A 23,073-nucleotide genomic window follows, 5' to 3' on the forward strand; every position below is an offset into this window, starting at 1 on the left:
CTCCAACAAAAAATTGTGGAACAGCTGTCCCGGCAACAAACAAATGTTGCCAAAGGAATCCCAACCAGCCAGAAAAACTGACCAGTCCGGGGTATCAATCATAATTGGCACTGGCTTTACAAGCACCCTGTTGAGTTCTCAAAGAACAACCACACACCGAACCAAACACCACACTCAGTGGCACCCGTTTCGGGGCAACCGCTCAAACCTACTTGGTCGAACTTTCATTGTCAACCTCGTATCCGAGGTGATCAATCTTGTTCGCCCGGACCCACGATGACGCACGCCGTATCCGGCGGTCGCTGCTGTCGTGGGAAGCCGCAGACCGGCCGATCGCCGCTTCGCGGCTCTCCGCCCGGCTCCTGCCGGCTTCAGAACTCTACCCGGTCGGCTTCGCGTTCGCAACCCCGTATCCGAGGTGTTCCGCACCGCCCGATCCTCAGTCTCGCTCGGCGTTCCCGCCACGAGCCTGGCGCCCGTTCTCGGCCGGTTTGTCCGGCCTCCCCCGTGCAGAGAGAAAGTTACGCGGGCGGCCCGGAGAAGGCAAATCAGGGTTCATCACTGGTTCGGGCGATCCCGCTGCAGGACTCGTCGGCCCACCCGGCGACGCGGGACGGCCGGGCGTGCCAGAGTGTCAGGCATGGATGACTCCGGGCCTCGCACCACGGTGGTCGCCGAGGAGGCGCTGCTCGGTCTCCTCCTGCCGTTCTGGCAGGTGGTGATCGGCGCGGTCGTGCTTGTCGTCCTGGTGCTCTCGGTCGGGCGGCTGGCCCGGCGGGGTCGATCGCGGATGACAACAGCGCTGCTGGTCACCGCCGCGGCCATCGCCGGGCTCGCGGTCATCGGCGTACTGCTCGAGGGCTGAGGGCTCAGAGCCGGCGGTTGGCCAGGCTGGGCAGTTCATTGCGGATGACGGCGAGCCGGTCGAGATCAAGGTCGGCCACCGCCACCCCCGGCCCGTCCGGCAGTTGCGTGAGGACGGTCCCCCACGGGTCGACCACCATGCTGCGCCCGAAACAGGTGCGGCCGGGCTCATGGTCGCCGGTCTGACCGGCAGCCGCCACGAAACACTGGTTCTCGATCGCCCGGGCCCGCAACAGGACCTCCCAGTGATCCCGGCCGGTGTGCATCATGAACGCCGCCGGGACCACAAGCAGCTGGGCGCCACCGTCGGTGGCCAGTGCCCGGTACAGCTCCGGAAAGCGCAGGTCGTAACAGATCGACAGACCCACCCGCAGACCCTCGACGTCGACCACCACCGGCTGCGTCCCGGGTGCCACCGTCGCCGACTCCCGGTAGGAGACCCGGCCCGGGATCTCCACGTCGTACAGGTGGATCTTGCGGTAGCTCGCGGCCAGGCTGCCAGACCTGTCGAAGACCAGCGAGGTGTTCCAGGTGCGCTCCGGGTCCGGCCCGGCCTCGTGGAACGAGCCCGCGATCACCCACATGCCGAGCCGGCCGGCCACCCCGGCGAAGAAGCCGCCCACCTCGCCGTCGACCGGCTCGGGCTCCGGCAGCCCGGCGGCAGGGCCGAGATAGTCGACGTACTCCGGAAGGACGGCGAGATCCGCGCCGCCGGCGGCGGCGCGTTCCAGCAGGACCTCCGCGGCGGCCAGGTTGGCCTTGCGGTCGTCCCGGGCGTTCAGCTGGCAGACGGCGACGCGCATGAGCTCAGGGTACGACCGCACGGGCCGGTGGGGACAGCGTCAGATGCTCGCCAGCACCAGCGCTCCGGCGGCGAACCCGAGCCCGGCGACCTGGACCGGGCGGAGACGTTCCCTGTCGACGGCAAGTGCGAGCAGCACCGTACTCGCCGGATAGAGCGCGGCGATCGCCGCGATGATGCTCAGGTGACCTCGGGACGCCGCGCCCAGGAACAGCGCGTTCGCGGCGCCGTCGAGCAGGCCGGCGACGGCCGCCCAGACCAGTACGCGCCGGCCGAGCCGCAGCCGGACGCCGGTGCCCGCGGCCAGCGCGAGCCCGAACGCTATCGAACTGACCCGCAACGCCGCCACCGGCCACATGCCCGCGCTCTCGTCGGCCTGGCCGAGGAGCGCGAAGAAGACGCCGAAGAGCGCCCCGGCGGCGAGGGCGAGCCCGATCAGCCGGGTCGGAGCGGCTCGCCGGCCGCCGCCCTCCCCCAGGCTCACAAGCGCGATGGCAAGCACGGCGAGGCCCGCTCCGGTCAGGGCCGGGCCGCCCGGGAAGGTAGCCGTGAACAGGCCGGCGACGATCGGCACCACGGCGGCGGTGATCGCGGTGACCGGCGCGACGACGGCCATCATCCCGCCGGCGAGCGCGCGGTAGAGGAGCATCACCCCGGCCGCGCCTGCCACCCCCGCGGCGAGCCCCCAGACGATGTCCCCGGTCGTCGGGGTGCCGGGCACCAGCAGCACCAGGACGACCAGCAGCGGGACGCTCAGCAGCTGGGAGACCACTGTCACGGCGATCGGGTCGGCACGGCGGGAGGCCTTCCCGCCGGAGAAGTCGGCGGCACCGAACGCGATCGCGGACACCGCGGCGAGGACAATGGGAAGCATCTGTCTGTCGTACCATAATAGTGACCGTGAGGGATAGTTTAATGACCGACACCGGGGGCGACCGGGTGGGCGCGGTGACATCCGCGGTCGCCCGGCAGGTACGCGACCTACGGGCCGCCCGAGGCTGGTCCTTCGAGGAGCTGGCCGGCCGGTCCGGAGTGAGCAAGGGGATGCTCGTGCAGATCGAGGGCGCCCGGACCAACCCGAGCGTCGGCACTCTCTGCCGGGTCGCCGACGCCTTCGGCGTCAACATCGCCCATCTGCTCGAACCGGCCGAGGAACACACCGTGAAGATCACCCCCGCCGCCGAGGCGCCGCTGCTCTGGCAGGGCGAGCACGGCGGCACCGGCCACCTGCTGAGCGGACTGGGCGAACCGGACCTCGTCGAACTCTGGGACTGGCGGATGGCGCCCGGAGAGGCCCACCGCTCCCTCGACCACCCGCGCGGCACCCGGGAGGTGCTGCACGTGCTGGACGGCGCCGTGGTCGTCCGGGTCGACGGGCAGGACCACCCCGTCCGCGCCGGCGAGACCATCGAGTTTCACGCCGACCGCGAGCACGGATACCGCAACGACACCGACCAGCCGACCCGGCTGATGATGGTGACCGTCACCCCGTCGGGCGAGTGGGACCGCCGAACGCGATCACGCCGGCCGCGTCAGGAGTGAGCGACCGGCGTGACACGGGGAGGATCAGGCCGACTTCTCCTCGCGGTCCCGCCGGGCCCGACGCCCGGTGAACTCGCGCGGAACGATCGTCGGGTTGACGTTCTCCAGGACCACCTCGCGGGTGATCAGCACCCGGGCGGCGTCCGGGTTGCTCGGGACCTCGAACATCGCGGAGAGCAGAACCTCCTCGATGATGGCCCGCAGACCACGGGCACCGGTGCCCCGCAGCATCGCCTGGTCGGCGATCGCCTCCAACGCCGGCTCGTCGAACTCCAGCTCGACACCGTCCAGCTCGAAGAGCCGCTGGTACTGCCGCACCAGCGCGTTGCGCGGCTCGGTGAGGATGCGCACCAGGGCGCTGCGGTCCAGGCTGCGCACGTTGGTGATCACCGGGAGCCGGCCGACGAACTCGGGGATCAGGCCGAACTTGAGCATGTCCTCCGGCATGACCTGGCTGAAGATGTCATCGGTCGACCGGTCGGACACCGACCGGAGCCGGGCGCCGAAACCGGTGCCGCCCTGGCCGGTGCGGGACTCGATGATCTGATCCAGACCGGCGAACGCACCACCACAGATGAACAGCACGTTCGTGGTGTCGATCTGGATGAACTCCTGGTGCGGGTGCTTACGACCGCCCTGCGGCGGCACGTTCGCCACAGTGCCTTCCAGCATCTTGAGCAGCGCCTGCTGCACACCCTCGCCGGAGACGTCCCGCGTGATCGACGGGTTCTCCGACTTACGGGCGATCTTGTCGACCTCGTCGATGTAGATGATGCCGGTCTCGGCGCGCTTGATGTCGTAGTCCGCGGCCTGGATCAGCTTGAGGAGGATGTTCTCCACATCCTCACCGACGTAGCCCGCCTCGGTGAGCGCCGTGGCGTCCGCGATGGCGAACGGGACGTTCAACATCCGGGCGAGCGTCTGCGCCAGGTGGGTCTTGCCGCACCCCGTCGGCCCGAGCAGCAGGATGTTGGACTTGGCCAACTCGACGGCGTCACTGCCGGAGCCCGGCGCACCCGCCGCCTCGGCCTGGATGCGCTTGTAGTGGTTGTAGACCGCCACCGCGAGCGCCTTCTTGGCCTGATCCTGCCCGACGACGTAGTTGTCGAGGAACTGGCAGATCTCCATCGGCTTGGGAAGCTCTTCCCACTTCACCTCGCCGGACTCGGCCAGCTCCTCTTCGATGATCTCGTTGCAGAGATCGATGCACTCGTCGCAGATGTAGACCCCAGGGCCCGCGATGAGCTTCTTCACCTGCTTCTGCGACTTGCCGCAGAAGGAGCATTTCAGTAGGTCGCCGCCGTCACCGATCCGTGCCACCTACGTTCTCCCTGCACTCATCGGCCGGAGACCCGGCCCTGACCTGCGGACGCTGCGCGCCGCCCGGCTTGGTTCGCCACACCGGCCCAACCGGCGAAGCGGTACGGACCCGACGTTACCCGCTGGCGGGACATTCTCCGACCCCCAAAACGGGTGTGTCAGAGGTCGGCCGGGAACGAACGCCCCGGCCAACCCCTGACCCGGTACTGATTCAGCTGGCCGCGTTGGCCGCCAGCAGACCCTTCTTGCGGCTGGTCAGGATCGTGTCCACCAGCCCGTACTCCTTGGACTCCTCGGCCGTCATGATCTTGTCACGGTCGATGTCCTTGCGGACCTGCTCGATCGGGCGGTTGCAGTGGCGGGACAACATGTCCTCCAGCTGCGTCCGCATCCGCAGGATCTCCCGAGCCTGGATCTCGATGTCCGAGCCCTGCCCGTAGCCGCCCTCGGTGGCCGGCTGGTGGATGATGATCCGCGAGTTCGGAAGAGCCATCCGCTTACCAGGCGTACCCGCCGACAGCAGCACAGCCGCCGCGCTGGCGGCCTGCCCCAGGCAGACCGTCGAGATGTCCGGACGGACGTACTGCATGGTGTCGTAGATCGCCGTCATGGCCGTGAACGAGCCACCGGGCGAGTTGATGTACATGATGATGTCGCGGTCCGGGTCGGTGCCCTCCAGCGTGAGCAGCTGGGCCATCACGTCGTTCGCCGACGCGTCGTCCACCTGCACACCGAGGAAGATGATCCGGTCCTCGAAGAGCTTGTTGTACGGGTTCGACTCCTTGACCCCGTACGACGTGCGCTCGACGAACGACGGCAGAACGTAGCGGTTGTGCACGGCCGCGAACTGGGGCGGCAAGCTCAGATCGGTCATCGTCAGCTCCTCAGCTCAGGGTCCCGGCGCCATCCGGAACCTGAGCGGCCCCGATGATCACCTTGTCGATGAAGCCGTAGTCCATGGCCTCCTGGGCGGTGAACCAACGGTCCCGGTCCGAGTCCGCCTCGATCTGCGACTGGCTCTGCCCGGTGTGGTGCGCGACCCGCTCCTGGAACATCCGCTTCGTGTAGAGCATCTGCTCCGCCTGGATGGCGATGTCGGACGCCGTACCGCCCAGACCGCCGGACGGCTGGTGCATCATGATCCGGGCGTGCGGCAGCGCGTACCGCTTGCCCTTGGTGCCGGCGCAGAGCAGCAGCTGGCCCATGGAGGCCGCCATGCCCATCGCCACGGTCGACACGTCGTTGTCGATGAACTGCATGGTGTCGTAGATCGCCATGCCGGAGTAGACCGAGCCACCCGGCGAGTTGATCCACAGGTTGATGTCGCGGTCCGGGTCCTCCGCGGCGAGCAGCAGCAGCTGCGCGCAGATGCGGTTGGCGACCTGGTCGGTCACCTCACTGCCCAGGAAGATGATGCGTTCCTTGAGCAACCGGTTGTAGACCGAGTCGTCGAGGTTGCCAATGGAGTCGCCACCGCGCGCGTCAATCGCCCGGAGCGACTTCTTGGGGATGTGCATGTCGGTCATGGCAGCCCTTCGCTCTCCGTACCGTCTTTCCCGACACTAACCGCTGTGCGGGGCGGCAGAGTCCCGGTCGGGGCACTGTTCGCTCTCAGCGCAGCTGTGTCAGGCGCACCCGCGGCGCGGGCGTCCGGGCGTACCCCGGAACGGATTCGGCCGCCGCCCACCGCGCAGCGGCGGACGGCGGCCGCACCCGACGATCAGTGCTCGTGGTTGTGCTCCGCCTCGTTGGCGGCGCGCAGCGCGTCCAGGGTGACCTCGTTGCCGGCCGAGTCCTTGATCGTGATCCGCTCCATGACGGCCGCGAGCGCCTTGCCCCGCCGCACGTCACCGAAGACCGCGGCGGCCGCGCCGGAGCGCACCAGCTGGTCGTAGTACTGCTGCGGAGCCATGCCGGCGCGCTGCGCCCGGTGCACGATCTCGTGCCCGAACTCGTCGTCGGAGACCTGCACGTCCTCCGCGTCGGCGAGCGTGTCCAGCAGGAGCTGCACCTTGACGCCCTCGGTCGCCGCCTCGGTCAGCTCGGTGTCGATCTGCTCCTCGGTCTTCTCCTCGGCGGCCAGGTACTCCTCCAGGGAGGCGCCGATCCGCTCGAGCTGGTCGACCATCGCCTGCTTGCGGCTGGCGACCTCCTCGCGGACGACACCCTCCGGTGCCGGCACCTCGGCGGCCTCGACGAGCTGGGCCAGGGCCTTGTCCCGAGCGGCGTAGATCTGCTCGACCTGCTTGCCCTGGGTGACCCGCGCCCGCAGGTCGCCGCGCAGCTCCTCGATCGTGTCGAACTCGCTGGCCATCTGCGCGAACTCGTCGTTCAGCTCCGGCAGCTCCTTCTCCTTGACCGTGCGCACGGTCACCGCCACCTCGGCGTCCCGGCCGGCGAAGTCGCCGCCGACGAGCTGGGTGGTGAAGGTGGTGCTCTCACCGGCGGCGAGACCCACCACGGCCTCGTCCAGGCCCGGCAGGAGCTGCTTGCTGCCCACCTCGTGGGAGATGTTGCTGGCCTGGCCGCCCGGCACGTCCTCGCCGTCGACCGTGGCGTTCAGGTCGATCTGCACGTAGTCGCCCTCGGCGGCGGCCCGCTCGACCGTCTTGAGGGTGGCGAACCGCTCCCGCAGGTTCTTCACCTGCTCGTCGATCTCGCTCTCGTCGATCTGCAGCTCGTCGACGGTCACCTCGATGGTGCTCGCGTCGGGCAGCGTGATCTCCGGGCGGACGTCGACCTCGGCGGTGAAGTTCAGCGAGTCACCGTCGTTGAACTCGGTGATCTCGACCTCCGGACGCCCGAGCGTCTTCAGGTCGTGCTCGCGTACCGCGGCCATGATGTTCTCCGGGATGGCGTCCTGGACCGCCTCGTTGAGGACGGTCCCCCGGCCCACCCGCTGGTCGATCACCGCGGTCGGCACCTTGCCCCGACGGAAGCCGGGAACCTGGACCTGCGAACCGATCTCCCGGTACGCCTTCTTGAGGCTCGGCTCGAGCTCGACGAACGGCACCTCGATGGCGAGCCGCACGCGCGTCGGGCTCAGAGTCTCGACGGTGCTCTTCACAGGCGTACTCCTTGACGGATCTGGGTTGTGATTCTGGGCCTTCGATTGGCCCATCGAGTGTAGGCGAGCCGGCGCGGCCGGCTGCTAGCGCCCGGGGCGACCGGACGCGGACAACAGTCGGGGTGGCGGGATTTGAACCCACGGCCCCTCGCTCCCAAAGCGAGTGCGCTACCAAGCTGCGCCACACCCCGTGGCGACGTGCAGTCTATGCCGTCCACGCGCCTCAGGCGGTGCCGGGGCGTCCCCACCCGGACAGAATCCCGGAAATCGGCGCATCGCACCCACCACCGACGCTGCGCCGCCCGGCCCTGCCCGGACCGGCCCCGGCCCCGGCCCCGGCCCTGCCCGGACCGCAAGATCCGCACAACGTCGGGGAAAGAGTGGCCTCGCAGGGTCTCGGAGACCACTACATCCCTGTCGTTGTGCGGATCTTGAGCGGGGCGCGACGCGACGCGGCGCCGTGGGGCGGCGCGGCTGCGCGCCCGGCGCGATCATTGGGTACGCTGTCGGCGCGTCCCGTTTCGGCGGGGCCGAGCGCGGGCGTAGCTCAATGGCAGAGCTTCAGTCTTCCAAACTGACGGTGCGGGTTCGATTCCCGTCGCCCGCTCCACCCACGAAGGCCCAGGCAGACCGCCTGGTCGCGTGTCCCAGGCGGTACATCAGCTCCCCCGTGCTGGCCACGGAGGCGGCGGCAAGCGTGTTGCCGGTATGCCGCAGGTCGTGAAGGCGAAAGCCAGCCAGGCCCACCGGGAGCGGATCACCTCGCCGGGCACCACAAGGGCCACCAACCTCCCCGGACGAGGAGATCCGCCAGCGAGGCCAGGTCCGCAAGAGGTCCACGGACGGCGAGGGAGTGGTGAGAGATACCGAGGGGCGTTTCCGCTGCTAGAGCGCGAGCATCGCCGCCGCGACCTCACCGGCGGCCGCATCGGGGATCGCCGTCGCGGCCCGTTCGAGCACGAGCAGCCGCGCACCGGGGATCTCGCGCCCGAGCGCTTCGCCGTTGCCGACGGGGAAGAACGGGTCGCGGCGACCGTGCACCACCAGCGACGGGATCGCGAGCTCGGACAGGCGCTCGCGCCAGCGCGGCTTGCAGTCGAGCTTGGCGAACACCATGCCCAGGTGGTTGGCCATCTGCACCGCGGGCTCCGTGCCCGGCGTACGGTCCCATCTGCGCTCGGCTGTCGCGCGCGCGGCGACGGGGTCGTCACCGAGGATCTCTGCGCCTGCGGCGGCAAACTCGGCCACTGCGGCGCGGTCGGACCAATCGGGCATCGAACGCGAGAACAGCCGTTTCATCGTCGCCGCGTCATGGTCAGGCAGGTCGTCGTCGACCGAGCCTGGAGCGACGGGCCTCGTTCCGGCGAGGGTGAGCGCCGAGAACGCGTCCGGGTGGTCGAGCGCGGCGACCTGGGCGACCATCCCGCCGACGCCGATGCCTGCCAGGTGCGCCGGCTGGTCGTCGAGTTCGCGGGCGAGCGCCACGGCGTCGGCTGCAAGATCGCGCAGTGTGTACGCCGGAGCCTCGGGATCGACGGTGGTCGACGCGCCGGAATCGCGCAGGTCGTACCGCACAACGTGGCGCCCGCCGCGCGCGAGCGCCTCGCAGAGCGCGTCGGGCCAGGAGAGCATGGTCGTGCCGCCCGCGAGCAGAACGAGCGGCGCCGCCGTGTCGCCGAAGTGCTCGACCCCGAGCGTGACGCCGTCCACCTCGACCGTCGTCATCACGCCTCCGCCGTCGCGATGACGCCGCCGGACGTGCGGAACGTCGGACACATCATGAACCTCCAGGGCGGCGTAGCGGACCGGTGGGCGCGGGGACTGCGCACAAGCTACGTGTCCCACCGGTGGTATGCGTCGCGTTGAACGTACGCGCCTGGGGTTGGCTCTTTCCAAACTGACGGTGCGGGTTCGATTCCCGTCGCCCGCTCCAACGAACTCCGACCCGGGTCAGCGGCGTTGCCGCAGAAACGGGGTCGGCGGACAAACCGCACGCTCCTCAGCCCGGCGCCGGGAGCCGGCCGGCGGGGGCGGGCGATGGTTACGCGCCGAACGGCTGGAACTGGTCACCGGCCTGCGCGTCCGCCAGGCTGTCGTACTCCCGCCGGCGGGTGAAGACGCGCCCCCGCTCCACCCGCACGTACCTCCCCTCGTACGGGAAGACGATCGCGGTCTTGTTCCGCCCGCGAGTCACCGTGAGACTTCCGTTCTCCAGCGCGTCGAGAAACGAAGCGATGTCGCGTTGGATCTCGTCCCCGAACCATTGCTGACGGGGCTCGGACACGTCGTACAGGTCGGTGTCGATGCTGTACCGCAGCTCGGGCGACTGCCCGTCCCGGTCGACGACGAAGTCGAGCAGGGCTCCCTTGCGCCCCAGACCCACCCGCAGGTGGAAGCCCCTGCCCGCGACGCGGTACGTGCGCACCTCGTCCTCGGTCTCGACGTTCACGTCGAAACCACGCGCTCCGAGCCTCGCCATCACGGGGTCGATCTCGCTACCCATCTCCTGAGCCATCAGCTACCAACTCTTGTAATAGGATTTGCCGAGCCAGTTCAGGTCAATTCCGACCTTGCGCAACTCGAGGTGCAGGTGGACGGGCGACAGCGCCTTTCCCAACGCGCCCAACTTCTTGTAGTGCTTGGGCGCGGGGCCCAGCGACACCCGGACCGGGGTGCCCGGAATGATTCGACCGATCCGGATGAAGTTGTTGCCTCCGTTGATCCACTTTCCGAACTTCGCTAGTGCGTTCGGTATGCAGGGGGCCAGTCCGAACGGATCGATCTCGTACGTCGGGTTGCTCACGTACGCGTGCGGATCGGGTGCCGCCTGCTGGCCGAGCGGATCCGTGGAGGCGTAGCGGGCGGTCGCCGGGTCGTAGTAGCGGTGGTAGTTGTACGAGGCACCGGTTTCCGGATCATGGATCTGGCCGGGAAAGCGCAGTGGACAGTCGACACCCGTGGCGCTGACGTGGGTCGGGACTCCCCAGATCGTGGCGCGCTGCTGCCAGGCGACCGCACCGTCCGGGCTGACCAGTTCGGTGGGCGTGCCGACCAGGTCGGTCACGATCGCGTAGAAGCGGCGGTCCACCTCGTCCTGAGCGGCCAGCCCATCGGTCTGGCTGATCGGCGTGAACGTGTCGGGGGCGTACTCCCAGGTGCTGCTGCGCTCGCCGTCCTCACCGCGACGGGTCTGTTCGACGAGCAGCGCGCCGTCCCAGGCGAAGTCGACCTGCTCGACCACCTCGCCGCCGGCGTCGAGACGCTGCTTGGCGACCCGCCTGCCGAGCGCGTCGTACCGGTAGCGCCAGCGGGTGCCGTCCGGTGTGACGACGGCGGTCAGCCGGTCCTCGCTGTCCCACGAGTAGCGCCAGGTCGACGGCTTGGTCGAGCGCTCCCGGCGCTGCCGCAGGGTCATCCGGCCGGCCGCGTCGTACTCGTACCGCACGTCCCCGGCCCGCCGGATCAGGGTGCCTGTGTACTCCCGATCGCCCCGGGCCGCGCCGCGGTCATCCGACCCGGGCCAAGCGGCGCTGGCCACGTTGCCGGCCTCGTCATAGGCGTACCGCTCGGTCCAGTCGGCGGCCTGCACGGCGGTGATCCGGCCGGCCCGGTCCAACTCCAGCCGGCGCGCGCCGGTGAGTTGGTCGGCGACGTCGGTCAGGAAGCCGTCGGCGCGGTAGCGGTAGGCCCGGTGGGCGACCAGATCCGGGACCGCGGCCGGGTCCGCGGGACTGACGGTGAGGACCTGGGCGAGCAGCCGGTGGTTGGCGTCCCAACTCTGGGTGAGAGCGAGACCGCCTACCGCCCGCCGGGTCTCCCGGCCGGCCGCGTCGTGGGTGAAGGTCACGGTCGCGCCGCCGGTGCGCAGGACCGCCGGCCGGTGGCCGGCGTCGTACTCCCACACGCTCTCCACCCCGGCGGGGGTACGCCTGCGCGTCCGCCGACCGCGAGCGTCGTAGGACGAGGTGACCGGTTGACCGTCGCGGATCTCTGCGAGCACCCGACCCAGCGGGTCCCGGTCGATCCGGAGATCGACATCCGGCGAGGTGGCCTGTAGCAACCGGCCGGCCGGGTCGTACCCGAAGGTCGTGACGCCCTCGGCGGTGCGCTTCTCCACGACGTTGTCCAGCAGGTCCCGGACCAGCTCGACGGCCTGCCCGGCGCCGTTGGTGCGGGCCACCAGGCGGCCGGCGGCGTCGTGCGTGTAGGTCTGGGTCCGCCCGTTGAAGTCGGTCTCGGCGATCAGCCGCCCGGCCGGGTCGTAGTCGTAGCGCCAGGCCAGGCCCTGTTGGTTGGTGACAGTGGTGAGCCGCAACTCGGTGTCGTAGGTGAACGACAGTCGCTTGCCGTCCGGCCCGGTACGCGCCACCGGTAGGTCGAACGGCCCGATCTCGAACTCGGTGGTCGCCCCGGACTGGTCCGTGTGGGTGACCAGGTTGCCCTCCGGGTCGTAGGTCCACTCCTCGCTCGCGCCGTCCGGGGTACGCCGCCAGGCGGGCCGCCCCTCGGTGGTCCAGCCGATGCGGGTCGTGCCGCCGAGCGGATCGGTCAGCTCGCAGACCCGGCCTGCCGGGTCGCGCCGGTAACTCGTCACCGCGCCGGTGGGCTCGGTGACCTGGCTGATCAACCCGGCCGGGTCGGTGGTCACCCGCAGGGTGTTGCCGAGGGCGTCGATCGCCTCGGTGAGGTGACCGGCCTCGTCGTACCGGTAGCGGGTCACGGCGCCGGTCGGGTCGGTGACCATCGTCAAGTTGCCGCGCTCGTCGAACTCGCGCCGCCAGACCGCGCCGTCGACGTCGGTGACCACCACGGGCTGACGCAGGTCGTTGTACGACGCGGACACCCGGCTGCCGTCCGGGCGGGTGACCTCGACCAGGTTGCCGTCGTCATCGTAGGACCAACGAGTGGTCCGCCCGAGAGCATCGGTTTCGGTCAGCTTTCGATCGAAGTGATCCCAGGTGAAGGCAGTGACGTTGCCCAGCGGGTCGGTGAGTCGTCGGGTCTGGCCGCGGTCGGTCAGCTCGTAGAGGGTGGTGTGGCCGAACGAGTCGTCCACAGCCGTCCTGCCGGCCACCGGGTCGTAGCGCAACCGCGCGGACAAAAATCCGCCCGAGCCGGTGGCGGCGACGCAGCGTCCCTGCTCGTCGTAGGTGTAGCGGTACTCCTGCTCGTTGCGGTCCTGCCAGTGGGTCAGCCGGCCGTCGCCGTCATACCCGAACCGCAGCGGACGCCCCGAACCGTTGGTCACCTCGGCGAGGTGACCGGCCTCGTCGTAGGCGAACCGCACGAGCGTCCGGGCGTCACCGGAGAGATCCGCGTCGAGCAGGCTCAGCGCCGCCACCCGGCCGTGCAGATTGTCCACCGCCACCCGGTATCCGCCGGTGTGCTGGATCTCCGTGATCTCCCCGCCCTGCCATGCCAGGTCGATCCGGTGCCCGTTGCGGTCGGTGACGGCACACAGGGGCAGCACCTGGACGGGCTCCCCCTCGCCCTCGGGCTCCGGGTGGTCGGGCACCGTCCGGAAGTGCAGGGCGAGACCGGTCTCCGGCTGGTCGACCCGGTAGCCGTCGGCCGTCGGGGTGAGCGGCCAGCGTGGTCCCGTCTCCGGCACGACCGCCCCGGTGGCCGACGGCGTCGGGTAGGTCAGGACCGTCCCGTCCTCGGCGACGAGGCAGACTCCGTCGTCATCGACCTCGACGCGCTGGTCGAGGGTGGACGCCCAGGACGGCCCGAACCACCGGCCGATCCGGTACGACGACAGGTGGCTACGGCTCAGGACGAGTGGGAGCAGAGCGGGTAGTTCGGCGTCGACCTGGGTGAGCACCACCTCGCCGCTGGCCACGTCGATCGGATCACCGGCGCACCTGCGCAGACCCAGGGGAATGCTCGCGCGGGGCATGCTCGGGATCGCCGACCGCGCCTTGCCGAGGCCTCTGGCGAGGGCCGGCAACCCGCGCTTGGCAAGCGCCATAGCGGGTTTGGCGAGCTTGGCCAGTCGGCCGATGGGCACCACCGTGAGCACCGTGTCGATCAACAGGTTGGTGAGGCTGCCCTTGCCGGTCGCCGCGTAGAGCGACGCGTCGATGAGCAGGGCGGCGGCGCCTGCGGCGATGGCGATCGGCCCCATGATGGGGGCGAGGACGGGGATGAAGGAGAGCAGACCGGCCACCAGGGAGACGATCTTCAGCGCGCCGGAGAGCTGCCGCAGCAACTCCTGGTTGTCTCGGACGAAGTTGGTGAACTGACCCTTCAGGTCCCACCACTTCGGATTTTCCTTAAAGCGCAGGCCCTTGGCGTCGTTGACCACCCGTACGCAGTCGCGCACCGCAGTGGACAACTCACCCCGCAGGGCGCCTGCCTGCGCCACGCACTCGTCCCAGTCCCGCTGGGCCTGCGACAGCGCCGCGCCGGCCGCCCCGCTGTCCGAGCGGTACGTGTCCGGCTGGGTCGTCGTCTGCTCCGGCGGTCGGTCGGCCACCTCCTGCTCGTGGCGCCGGTCCGCCTGCTCGGCGCGGTCCGCCCTCCCCCGCGCGCCCTGCAGGGCCGCCCAGAGGCCCGGCGCGCGCTGCGCCAGCGGACGCATCCGATCCTGCAACGACGACAGCGAGTCCGCGAATGTCGTCAGCCCGGTCGACACCTTGCCGAACGCGTCACCGGTGACCCGCAGATGCCCCGGCATCTCGGCGTTCAGCCCCTCGCGGAACAGGTCACCCTCGGGTCCGACGAACTGACCGGTGTCCAGACCGGTGATCTGACCCGCGGCCTGGCTCGCCGCCGACCCGAAATCGTGCCACTTGGTCGCCGACGACCGGATCGCCGACGGGTCGCCTTCCATCCTGAACAGATGCGCCGGAAACTCAGCCATCCCGCCCGGACCTTCCCCGTGTCCACGCCTACAAGCCCGCAACCATCCACTGAGCCCCGGCGCGGGGACGACCGCTCGTACGACGCCCCGCCCCGGCACCACCTGCCGCCACGGCGTGCCCGGACGTGGAAGGCGCCCGGACGACGACACCCTGACGGGTCAGCCCTGCAGGGTCCCCCGTACCTGACCGCGCATCTCCTGCACGGACGTCGTGGTCTGACCCAGGGCCTGCTTCACCGAGTCGAGGATCTGCTTCACGGTGTCCGCCGCGGTGTTCCACTGCGTCTGAATACCGTTGTAGATCTCCATCTCGTCGCCCTCCCAGTTGGCCTTCACCCGGGTGACGAAGTTGGTCAGATCGTCGAGGCTCGCCTGAACCCCGTTGGCGACCGAAGCGATATCGCCCTGCGCCGACCCGGCGGTCGACTCGTCGTAGCTGAAGACGTCACCCATGATCTCCGTAACCTCCCCGTCAGCCGCGGAACTTCGCGCCGTCCCAGTTGGCCGACCCCATGGTCGACTGCAACTGGCTGGTCTGCTCCGAGTGGTAGGTGTCGTAGAGCTGCCCCGCGGAGCCAACCCGGCTCGTGATGTCGGTCAATGCCTTGTTGAGGTCGGCCATCGCGGTGTTCCACCGCTGCGTCAGCTGGTCCCAACTCTGGAATGCCGCACCCTTCCACACCGCCGGCAGCGGCTCGATCGCGCTGATGAACGATCGTGCCTGACTGTTCAACGCGGCGACCGAAGTGTCCAGATTTGACGAGTGTTGATTTACCGCATTGTCGGTGATCGAAAACTTCGCGCCCATCCGAAGTCCTTCCCGTGAACTCGACCCACAGTCACTCGAACATAGACGCGCAATGCTCATTGCGCGTTACCTGAGTCGCATATCTCGCACAGTCTGCGCGGCAATGTCGAGGATTATCGCCTCGGTGCGGGCGGAGAGATCGGCCCAGCGCAGCGCGGCGGCATCCCGCAGCGCCGGGTCGAACGGCAGCACGAAGGTCGGAACGCCACCGGAACCGCCAGGCGACAGCCGGGCCGCGGCATCGGGCGGTCGCGCGTCCCGACAGACCAGCACCTGCACCCCGATCCGGTCGAACGGCTCGCGCAGCAGCGGAACGATCCACGACCGACAGTCGACCAGCCACCGCAGGCCACGGTCGTCGCTCGGGGCCACGAGCACCACCCGGTCGGCCCGGGTCAGCACAGCCGGTACGACCGGATCCCCGGTGAGCGGCGGAGTGTCGACGACCCGTACCGGGAACCAGCGGCTGAGGGTGGCCGAGACGGCGCCGTACTCGGCGGCCCGGACCGGTGGCTCGGCGCTGCCGGGCGGGCCGGCCAGCAGCATCGCCCGCTCGGCAAGCGCGAGCGCTCGCGCAGCCACCGCTGACCCATGGCGGGGCGGCGGCCGGTGGTCGCACCCCGCAGGCCGAGAGCGGCCAGTACGACCTCGGTGGACCCGGCAGGCCGGACCGCCAGCCGGGCGTGCAGGCCTCCGCCGCGGCCGGTGTCCACGGCGAGCACCCCGCCGCCCTGATACCGGGCCAACACCGAGGTCAGCAGGGCCGCCACCGTGGAGCGGCCGGTGCCCGAGCCCGGCCCGACCACGGCGATCGTCCCCGGACGGAGCCGGGCGGAGAGGATCTCGCGGCGCTCCCGCTCGGCCCGCAACCGCGCGGTGATACGGGGGTCGAGAGCCCGTACCATCGTCCGGCCGATATGTCGGTAGTCGGTCATCGGGTCCTCCCGTATAGACGTGAGTTGTTAGTCTTACTGACTGATGACGGGGAGGCGGGATGACGTACGTTCAGTATCCTTATGCGACGTTGGTGAGCCTAGGCGGAAATCTGACCACCCTCGCCGATCAGTTGGAAACGGATCATCGCGGCGTGGTCGACTGCGCCGGGCTCACTGGTGATCATGCCGATATCCAGGACGCGATCTCCGATTTCCGGGATGAGTGGAAGACCAGCCTGCTCGAGTTGATGAACAACATCGGCGAGTGGGGCGGGCTCGCCAGCGCGATCGGCAAGATGGTCGCCGATTTCGACACCCAGACCGCCGCCGCGCTGCGCCCGACCGAATCGTAGGGGTGGCGCGTGAGCGACGTCTCCATGCTCGATCCGCTGCCGGCCCATGATCTGAAACTCAATCCGCACGCCCCGCATCCGGAATTCGCGTGGTTCATCGGGATTCCCTCGGACTGGGCGCTGCTCGACACCCATCCGGAATCGTGGCAACGCAGCGCCGCCCGGATGGTCGACGACCGGTTCTTCGGGCAGCGGCTGCGCGCCGCCGAACGTCGGGCGGTTCTCCAGTTCCTCGAGCAGCTCGTCGCCGACTGTCAGCGTGCCGGCGCCGCGTTGAGCCTGGTGCAGCTGGGTCGGATGTCCAGCGGCACGGTCGGCAGCGCGGGGCTGCACCTGGGCTGGTTCAACTCCGCTCCCCAGCCGGCGGGCCTCGCCCTGGTCCGGCAGACACTGCCGCGCACCGGCACGGCGGAGGAGGTCGAGACCCCGGCCGGGCCGGGCGTGCTGCACCGGGACGTCGCGTCCACGGTGCCACCGGGCGGCCTGACCCGGGTGCGTTCGGCGGTGCTGCAGCTCTTCCTGCCGCTGCCCGGCACCACCTGGACGGCCGTGCTGAGCGCCGCCACACCACACCCCGAGATGGAGCAGGTCCTCACCGAGGTCACCGTCGCGGTGGCGCGGAGCATCAAGCCGGCCGACCAGGACGACGTGGCGGCCGCGAACGACGCGGCGCGGGGCCACGACAGTGACTGACGACCGGGACGGGGGCGGCCGTGGCTGACAGCCGGGACCGGGTGGTGGTCGAGGCGCACGCGCTGCGCACCGCCACCGCCAAGGCCGCGCTCCTGCACGGGTCGCGACGCGGTCCGCGGGACCTGCGCCGCCCGTACGCGGCCGTGATCGCGAGCCTCGTCGTCGGCGCCCTGCTGCTGGTCGCGGTGTGGGCGATCACCAGCATCGGTGGACTGCTCGCCGCGCAACGCCAGAAACGGGGGCTGGGCCCGGCCGCCGCCACGCAACTCGCGGACACCCCGACCATGGTGATCGTGCCCGCGCAGCGCCGATCGCGCTGACTGACGGCTGCTGTCGAGTGCGACTCAGCCGGCCGCCCAGGCGAAACCGCCGAAGACCGCGATCACCAGTGGCGCGAGACTGACCACCGCGAGCACCTCGGCCAGGTCGAAGAGCTGTCGCAACCGGGCGGCTCCGACGTCGTCCAACCGAGGACGGCCGGCCCCGAGCACCACCGCCGCCACCACGAGGGCGCCGGCCACCGTCAACCACGCCGTCACGGCCTCGTCGGCGCCGGTGAGCCGGACGCCACCGAGCACCCCCACGGTGGCCGCCGTCACCGGCGGCACGAGCATGGGCAACACCTGACCTGTACGCGTGAAGACGCGCGACCGCAGCGCGAACACCAGCGCCAGCACCCCGCCCAGCACCACCCCGACGCCTGCCGGCCCGGTCAGCAGCACCACGCAGGCGGCGGTGGCGGCCAGCGCGACACCCACCACGACACCGGACAGCACCGACTGTCCACGACGGACCGCCGCCGCGACCAGGTGCCGGCCGACCCACTGGCTCTCCTCCTGCCGCCGCAGCAGATCGACGAGGCCGGCCGAGCCGAGCGCGAGCTGTGGCGCCAGCCCCACCGCGAAGACGACCACGACCGAGCCCACCGCCGCCACCTGCTGCGGATCGAGCCCGGCGGCGAGCAGCGCGGTGCCGAGCCCGCCGAGAACCGTCACGGCGAACCCGCCGGCCGCGACGCCGTACCACCGCTCACCCACGAGCGCGAACAGGGCGGCGCCGACCCCGGCGCCCAGGGCGCCGGTGGTGAACCAGGCCGATTCGGGCCAGCCGGCGGCCCGGGCGAGCATGACGCCGGCGACCAGCCACGCCGGCACGGCCGCGGCCATCAGGAGCGTGCCGGCGGGCGCGCCGAGCACGCGGCCGACCAGCGCCGCGAGTGCGGCCACCGTGAACAGCAGCGCCGGGGCCACGGCCACCGGGACGGGCATGGTGGCCAGCGCGTACGTGGTGGTCAGCACCACGACACCGGCCAGCGCGGCGCTGCCCGTCATCCGGGCGGAGTCGCGCCACTCGCTGCCGTCACCGTCCAGTTCGGTCCGTACCTCGTCCACGACGTCGTCGACGAGCGGTGGCAGGGCCGCCTGCTCGGGCGGGGTCAGGTAGAGCGTCTCGGCGTCGATGATCCCGGCCTCGTCCAGTGACCGGCGGGGATCCAACCCGCCCGAGCCCACCGTGGACAGCTGCCAGCGGCCGGCGGCTTCGGGCGCGAGCGACAGCAGCTCGCACATCTGCGGAACGAACTCCAGCACCGGCCGGGCCGCGGGCAGACTGATGTCGAGGCTCCGCCCGCCGGCGACAACTGTCACCCGGGTGAATCGGGTTGCCATGACCCTCCGTCCCCGCGCGGTCGGCTCAGTGTGTCGACCGGTACTACTCTAGGCAGTCGGAGCACTACCGGTAACCCGGCCGGGGCACCGACCGGTCCGGCCCGGAAGGGGTCGCGATGACGCAGCGGGTGATCCACCGACCGGCCCGGGTTCCGCCAGCGGAGCCGGAGTTGACCGCGCTGGACGTGGTCTCACCACCGGCGATGCCCGACGGTGGAGGCGGGTTCGCGGGCGTCATGCAGGTCTTCCTCCCGATCATGGGCGGTGCCGGCATGTTGCTCATGATGATGGCCAACCAGAACCCGATCATGATGATCGCCGGGTTCGGCATGCTCATCGCCACGGTGTTCGGAGGGATCGCCGCGTACGTCACCCAGCGCACGGGTGCGGCTCGACGCTTCGGTCGGCAACGGCAGCGCTATCTGGAGTACATCGACCGGGTACGCGACCAGATCCGGGCGGACGCGGTCACCCAGCGGGCCGCGGCCCGGCACCGGCACCCCGCCCCGGAGGTGCTCCCGGACCTTCTCCGTGACCCGCACCGGCGCTGGGAGCGGCGGCTGACCGACCCGGACTTCCTGGTGCTGCGGGTCGGGCACGGGCAGGACCGCCTCTGGCGCCGGGTCACCCTCCAGGCGGACGAGAACAACCCGCTCGTCGATCTGGACCCGGTGACCCTGGCCGCCGCACGCCTGGTGGTCGACCGGGACCGGCTGCTCGACGGCATGCCGATCGCGGTGCCGGTCACCGGCGTTGTCTCGGTGGTCGGCAGCCCGGCCGCCACCCGCAACCTGATCCGGGTACTGGTGGCGCAGCTCGCCACCCTGCACGCCCCGGACGACGTACGCCTCGCCTGGCTCCTCGGCGGCACCGCCGGGCTGGAGTTCGACTGGCTGAAGTGGCTCCCGCACTGCCTGCACCCGAGTGAGTACGACGGTCCGGCCCCGCAGCGGCTCGTGGCTTCCGAGCCGATGGCGCTGGCGTCGCTGCTGACCGCGGAGCTGTCCCGGCGCGTCGGTGAGGTCAGCCGGGCCCGGCGACTGGGCGACCCGCAGCACCGGTTCCGGGGCGGCCGGCTGGTCGTCGTGGTCGACCAGATCTCGGCCGGGCGTGCCGACCCGCTCGGCCGCCTCGAAGCCGGTATCGCCCCCGAAGACCTGGGCATGGCGGTGGTGGTGCTCGTCGACGACCGGCAGCACGAACCGTCCCACGTGGACGTACGGGTGCTCTGCGAGGACGACCGGGTCACAGTGCAGGACCTGCGGAAGGTCACCGACAGTCGGGCGCCGGCGATCCAGGCCCAGCGCGAGCGGCTGCGCGGCGCGCCCACCGGCACGGTCGACCGGCTCGACCTGGCGGAGATGGAGCTGCTGGCCCGGCGGGTCTCGCCGCTGCGGCTGGTGGCCGACCTGGTGGACGACGCCCCGCTGGAGGCGACAGTCGATCTGCGTGGCCTGCTCGGCATCGTCGACGAGGCGAGTTACGACGTGCGCTCGCTGTGGGCGCCCCGGATGCTGCCGGACTTCCTCACCGTGCCGTTCGGGGTGGGCCCGGACGGCAACCCCGTGCACCTGGACTTCAAGGAGGCCGCGCTGGGCGGCATGGGCCCACACGGGCTCTGCGTCGGCGCGACCGGCTCCGGCAAGTCCGAGGTCCTGCGGACACTGGTGCTCACCCTCGCGATGACCCACCCGCCCGAACGGCTGAGCCTGGTGCTGGTCGACTACAAGGGCGGCGCCACCTTCGCCGGGCTGGAACACCTGCCGCACACCTCGGCGATGATCTCGAACCTGTCGGACGACGCCGGGCTGGTGGACCGCCTGCACGACGCGATCCAGGGGGAGATGAAGCGCCGCCAGCAGATCCTGCTCGACGCCGGCCAACTGCCCAACATCACCGAGTACAACAGGCGGCGCGACGCGGGTCGGCCGCTGCCTCCACTGCCCAACCTGATGGTGATCATCGACGAGTTCAGCGAGCTGCTGACCGCCAAACCGGACTTCATCGAGCTGTTCATCGCGATCGGCCGGATCGGCAGGTCGATCGGAATCCACCAGATGCTCGCCTCGCAGCGGCTGGAGGAGGGTCGGCTGCGCGGGCTGGAGTCGTTCCTGTCGTACCGGCTAGGGTTGCGCACCTTCAACGAGCAGGAGAGCCGCACCGTGCTGGGGGTGCCCGACGCGTACCGGCTGCCGCCACTGCCCGGTTCGGGGTACCTGAAGGTCGACACCACGGTCTTCGACCGGTTCAAGGCGGCGTACGTGTCCGGCCCGTACCGGCCGCCGGCCGGCGAGGAGGTGGTGGACGCCCCACCCGACCCGATGATGTTCCTGATGTACAACGTGGCCCGGCACCCGCCGAAGCTGTTGACGGGCGACGAATCGGCGGCGGGGGCGGACGAGAGCGTCACGGCGCCGAGCACCCTGGACGTGGTGGTAAACCGGCTGCGCGACCACGGGCGGCAGGCGCACCGGATCTGGCTGCCGCCGCTGCCTGCCGCACTGCCACTGGACGCCGTCGTCGGCCCGTTGGAGACCGATCCGGCGTACGGCCTGGTGGCCCCGATGGAGCGACGCGGACAACTGCGGATTCCGCTCGGCCTGCTCGACCGGCCCACCGAGCAGAAGCAGGAGCCGTTCGTGCTGGACATCTCCGGTGGCGGGGGGCACGTCTGCGTCCTGGGCGCGCCGCAGACAGGCAAGTCGACGCTGCTGCGCAGCCTGGTGGCCGGTGCCGCGCTGACCCACACGCCGCAGGACATCGCGTTCTACTGCGTCGACGTCGGCGGCGGGGCGCTGAACGCGCTGGCCGGGCTCCCCCACGTCGGCGGGGTGGCCGGCCGTCTGGACCCGGACCGGATCCGCCGCACGGTGACCGAGGTCAGCATGGTGATGACCGAACGGGAGGAGCTGTTCGCCGCCCACGGCATCGACTCCATCGACACGATGCGGCGGATGCACCGCGAGGGGCGGCTGCCCGAGTTGCCCGCCGCCGACGTGGTGCTGGTGATCGACAACTATCCGGTACTCAAGGCGGAGTTCGAGGATCTCGCCGACCTCGTACAGGACATCGGCGCCCGTGGGCTCGGCTACGCCGTACACCTGGTATTGACCGCCGGTCGGTGGTCGGACCTGCGGATGCAGCTCCAGGCGGTGATCGGCTCGAAGATCGAGTTCCGGTTGAACGACCCGCTGGACTCGACGATCAAGCGGCAGGCCGCCGAGAACCTGCGCGCCGACACCCCGGGCCGCTGCCTGACCCAGGACGCCCTGACCGCGCACATCGCGCTGCCCCGGATCGACGGCAGCGACGACGTGGGCACCCTGCCGAAGGGGCTTGACGATCTGGTGTCCCGGGTGGCGACGGCCTGGACGGGGCCGTCGGCCCCGGCCATCCGGATGCTGCCGACGATGATCGGGTACGCCGAGGTGTCCGGCGGGCTCCCCGCCGACGGGCGGGTCCGGCTCGGGCTCGACGAGGCGGAGCTGCGGCCCACCCTGCTCGACCTGTTCGGCACCGATCCGCACCTGCTGGTCTTCGGCGACTCGGCCAGCGGCAAGACGTCCCTGCTTCGCCTGCTGGTCCGGGACCTGACCGCGCAGTTCACCGACGACCAGGTGGTCTTCGCCGTCATCGACCTGCGGCGCACCATGCTGGACGCGGTGCCCGACGCCTATCTCGGCGCGTACGCCGGCACCGCCACCGCCGCCGCGGGTCTCGTGCAGGGTGTCGCCAGCGAGGTGCGCAAACGGCTTCCTCCGGACACCCTGACCGTCGACCAGCTCCGGAACCGCTCGTGGTGGAAGGGGCCGGAGATCGTGGTGCTGTGCGACGACTACGACCTACTGCCCGGTGGCGGCGCCGGGCCGTTGGCGCCGTTCCTGGAGTTCCTGCCGCAGTCCAAGGACCTCGGCTTCCACCTGGTGCTTGCACGGCGCAGCGGAGGCGCGGGGCGGGCCGTGCACGAGCCGGTGCCGCAGCGGATGAAGGAGGTCGGCTGCGCCGGCCTGCTGCTCTCCGGCGAGCGGCAGGAGGGCCAGCTCTGGCCCCAGGCACACCTCTCCGTCCAGCCGCCCGGGCGGGGACGGCTGGTGCGGCGCGGCCGTCGTACCACCCTCGTCCAACTGGCGTACGTGGAGTAGACCGCCGCGCGCCAC

At 70.5% G+C, this 23,073-nt stretch carries 19 protein-coding genes and 2 tRNA genes; 7 read left to right on the plus strand and 14 right to left on the minus strand.

Annotated elements, in window-relative coordinates:
• Nucleotides 1-640 precede the first annotated feature (640 nt).
• Entirely contained in the window at nucleotides 641-865 is a 225-nt protein-coding gene (locus tag AB0N27_RS23125) for a hypothetical protein (RefSeq protein WP_364373437.1), read from the plus strand.
• 4 nt (nucleotides 866-869) lie between these two features.
• Here the strand turns inward: AB0N27_RS23125 and AB0N27_RS23130 are convergent, their stop codons facing one another.
• Both AB0N27_RS23130 and AB0N27_RS23135 read right to left on the minus strand, forming a co-directional pair.
• A complete protein-coding gene (locus AB0N27_RS23130) occupies nucleotides 870-1,667 on the minus strand; it encodes a carbon-nitrogen hydrolase family protein (protein WP_364373440.1) in 798 nt (265 codons plus the stop codon).
• 39 nt (nucleotides 1,668-1,706) lie between these two features.
• On the minus strand, nucleotides 1,707-2,540 hold the full coding sequence (locus AB0N27_RS23135; protein WP_364373442.1) for a DMT family transporter: 834 nt from the start codon (nucleotides 2,538-2,540) through the stop codon (nucleotides 1,707-1,709).
• A 41-nt stretch (nucleotides 2,541-2,581) separates the two neighbouring features.
• Here AB0N27_RS23135 and AB0N27_RS23140 point away from each other — a divergent pair, with 41 nt between their 5' ends.
• Nucleotides 2,582-3,208, plus strand: a complete 627-nt coding sequence (locus AB0N27_RS23140) for an XRE family transcriptional regulator (protein WP_364373445.1) — start codon at nucleotides 2,582-2,584, stop codon at nucleotides 3,206-3,208.
• 24 nt (nucleotides 3,209-3,232) lie between these two features.
• Here the strand turns inward: AB0N27_RS23140 and clpX are convergent, their stop codons facing one another.
• The 5 genes from clpX to AB0N27_RS23165 all read right to left on the minus strand — a co-directional run bounded on the left by clpX (nucleotide 3,233) and on the right by AB0N27_RS23165 (nucleotide 7,786).
• Nucleotides 3,233-4,528, minus strand: a complete 1,296-nt coding sequence (gene clpX, locus AB0N27_RS23145; protein WP_139588132.1) for an ATP-dependent Clp protease ATP-binding subunit ClpX — start codon at nucleotides 4,526-4,528, stop codon at nucleotides 3,233-3,235.
• Between the two features lie 211 nt (nucleotides 4,529-4,739).
• The gene (locus AB0N27_RS23150; RefSeq protein ID WP_121652300.1) at nucleotides 4,740-5,402 is read right to left on the minus strand and encodes an ATP-dependent Clp protease proteolytic subunit; all 663 of its coding nucleotides are present in this window, start codon (nucleotides 5,400-5,402) and stop codon (nucleotides 4,740-4,742) included.
• Nucleotides 5,403-5,412: 10 nt separating this feature from the next.
• Nucleotides 5,413-6,054: an ATP-dependent Clp protease proteolytic subunit gene (locus AB0N27_RS23155; protein WP_007464111.1), complete on the minus strand. Its 642-nt coding sequence runs from the start codon at nucleotides 6,052-6,054 to the stop codon at nucleotides 5,413-5,415.
• A gap of 194 nt (nucleotides 6,055-6,248) precedes the next feature.
• Complete coding sequence (gene tig / locus AB0N27_RS23160; RefSeq protein ID WP_364373451.1) at nucleotides 6,249-7,595, minus strand: trigger factor; 1,347 nt, start codon at nucleotides 7,593-7,595, stop codon at nucleotides 6,249-6,251.
• A gap of 117 nt (nucleotides 7,596-7,712) precedes the next feature.
• Nucleotides 7,713-7,786, minus strand: a tRNA-Pro gene (locus tag AB0N27_RS23165).
• A 345-nt stretch (nucleotides 7,787-8,131) separates the two neighbouring features.
• Between AB0N27_RS23165 and AB0N27_RS23170 the strand changes: the two genes are divergently transcribed.
• Nucleotides 8,132-8,205 (plus strand) — tRNA-Gly (locus AB0N27_RS23170).
• A gap of 275 nt (nucleotides 8,206-8,480) precedes the next feature.
• On the opposite strand, the gene AB0N27_RS23175 is transcribed toward AB0N27_RS23170, so the two are convergent.
• The 6 genes from AB0N27_RS23175 to AB0N27_RS23200 form a co-directional block, all read right to left on the minus strand.
• Nucleotides 8,481-9,320: an alpha/beta hydrolase gene (locus AB0N27_RS23175; RefSeq protein WP_364373454.1), complete on the minus strand. Its 840-nt coding sequence runs from the start codon at nucleotides 9,318-9,320 to the stop codon at nucleotides 8,481-8,483.
• Nucleotides 9,321-9,636: 316 nt separating this feature from the next.
• Nucleotides 9,637-10,044 carry a hypothetical protein gene (locus AB0N27_RS23180; protein WP_364373457.1) on the minus strand — a complete coding sequence of 136 codons (408 nt, stop codon included), beginning with the start codon at nucleotides 10,042-10,044 and terminating at the stop codon, nucleotides 9,637-9,639.
• Nucleotides 10,045-10,113: 69 nt separating this feature from the next.
• Nucleotides 10,114-14,460 (minus strand): DUF6531 domain-containing protein, encoded by a 4,347-nt coding sequence (locus AB0N27_RS23185; protein WP_364373460.1) that lies wholly within the window; start codon nucleotides 14,458-14,460, stop codon nucleotides 10,114-10,116.
• 159 nt (nucleotides 14,461-14,619) lie between these two features.
• A complete protein-coding gene (locus tag AB0N27_RS23190) occupies nucleotides 14,620-14,913 on the minus strand; it encodes a WXG100 family type VII secretion target (RefSeq protein WP_167517511.1) in 294 nt (97 codons plus the stop codon).
• 19 nt (nucleotides 14,914-14,932) lie between these two features.
• The gene (locus AB0N27_RS23195) at nucleotides 14,933-15,268 is read right to left on the minus strand and encodes a WXG100 family type VII secretion target (protein WP_167517510.1); all 336 of its coding nucleotides are present in this window, start codon (nucleotides 15,266-15,268) and stop codon (nucleotides 14,933-14,935) included.
• Nucleotides 15,269-15,334: 66 nt separating this feature from the next.
• The gene (locus AB0N27_RS23200) at nucleotides 15,335-15,850 is read right to left on the minus strand and encodes a hypothetical protein (protein WP_364373464.1); all 516 of its coding nucleotides are present in this window, start codon (nucleotides 15,848-15,850) and stop codon (nucleotides 15,335-15,337) included.
• Between the two features lie 412 nt (nucleotides 15,851-16,262).
• Here AB0N27_RS23200 and AB0N27_RS23205 point away from each other — a divergent pair, with 412 nt between their 5' ends.
• From AB0N27_RS23205 to AB0N27_RS23215, 3 genes are read left to right on the plus strand one after another with little or no spacing between them, the layout of a single operon-like run.
• Nucleotides 16,263-16,556, plus strand: a complete 294-nt coding sequence (locus AB0N27_RS23205) for a hypothetical protein (protein WP_364373467.1) — start codon at nucleotides 16,263-16,265, stop codon at nucleotides 16,554-16,556.
• Between the two features lie 9 nt (nucleotides 16,557-16,565).
• Nucleotides 16,566-17,249: a hypothetical protein gene (locus AB0N27_RS23210; RefSeq protein WP_364373470.1), complete on the plus strand. Its 684-nt coding sequence runs from the start codon at nucleotides 16,566-16,568 to the stop codon at nucleotides 17,247-17,249.
• A 20-nt stretch (nucleotides 17,250-17,269) separates the two neighbouring features.
• Complete coding sequence (locus AB0N27_RS23215) at nucleotides 17,270-17,569, plus strand: hypothetical protein (protein ID WP_364373473.1); 300 nt, start codon at nucleotides 17,270-17,272, stop codon at nucleotides 17,567-17,569.
• A 24-nt stretch (nucleotides 17,570-17,593) separates the two neighbouring features.
• Here AB0N27_RS23215 and eccD read toward each other — a convergent pair whose 3' ends face one another.
• Entirely contained in the window at nucleotides 17,594-18,916 is a 1,323-nt protein-coding gene (eccD, locus tag AB0N27_RS23220) for a type VII secretion integral membrane protein EccD (protein ID WP_364373476.1), read from the minus strand.
• Nucleotides 18,917-19,032: 116 nt separating this feature from the next.
• Here eccD and eccCa point away from each other — a divergent pair, with 116 nt between their 5' ends.
• Nucleotides 19,033-23,058: a type VII secretion protein EccCa gene (gene eccCa, locus AB0N27_RS23225; protein ID WP_364373479.1), complete on the plus strand. Its 4,026-nt coding sequence runs from the start codon at nucleotides 19,033-19,035 to the stop codon at nucleotides 23,056-23,058.
• The last annotated feature ends 15 nt before the right edge of the window (nucleotides 23,059-23,073 follow it).

It is taken from the genome of Micromonospora sp. NPDC093244, assembly GCF_040683695.1.
Lineage (GTDB): Bacteria > Actinomycetota > Actinomycetes > Mycobacteriales > Micromonosporaceae > Micromonospora.

Coding starts and splice junctions, on each gene's coding strand:
- AB0N27_RS23205 (WP_364373467.1), top strand. CDS start 16,263: ATGACGTACGTTCAGTATCCTTATGCGACGTTGGTGAGCCTAGGCGGA.
- AB0N27_RS23125 (WP_364373437.1), top strand. CDS start 641: ATGGATGACTCCGGGCCTCGCACCACGGTGGTCGCCGAGGAGGCGCTG.
- AB0N27_RS23150 (WP_121652300.1), bottom strand. CDS start 5,402: ATGACCGATCTGAGCTTGCCGCCCCAGTTCGCGGCCGTGCACAACCGC.
- AB0N27_RS23175 (WP_364373454.1), bottom strand. CDS start 9,320: ATGACGACGGTCGAGGTGGACGGCGTCACGCTCGGGGTCGAGCACTTC.
- AB0N27_RS23190 (WP_167517511.1), bottom strand. CDS start 14,913: ATGGGTGACGTCTTCAGCTACGACGAGTCGACCGCCGGGTCGGCGCAG.
- AB0N27_RS23155 (WP_007464111.1), bottom strand. CDS start 6,054: ATGACCGACATGCACATCCCCAAGAAGTCGCTCCGGGCGATTGACGCG.
- eccCa (WP_364373479.1), top strand. CDS start 19,033: ATGACGCAGCGGGTGATCCACCGACCGGCCCGGGTTCCGCCAGCGGAG.
- AB0N27_RS23130 (WP_364373440.1), bottom strand. CDS start 1,667: ATGCGCGTCGCCGTCTGCCAGCTGAACGCCCGGGACGACCGCAAGGCC.
- eccD (WP_364373476.1), bottom strand. CDS start 18,916: ATGGCAACCCGATTCACCCGGGTGACAGTTGTCGCCGGCGGGCGGAGC.
- AB0N27_RS23140 (WP_364373445.1), top strand. CDS start 2,582: ATGACCGACACCGGGGGCGACCGGGTGGGCGCGGTGACATCCGCGGTC.
- AB0N27_RS23185 (WP_364373460.1), bottom strand. CDS start 14,460: ATGGCTGAGTTTCCGGCGCATCTGTTCAGGATGGAAGGCGACCCGTCG.
- AB0N27_RS23195 (WP_167517510.1), bottom strand. CDS start 15,268: ATGGGCGCGAAGTTTTCGATCACCGACAATGCGGTAAATCAACACTCG.
- AB0N27_RS23135 (WP_364373442.1), bottom strand. CDS start 2,540: ATGCTTCCCATTGTCCTCGCCGCGGTGTCCGCGATCGCGTTCGGTGCC.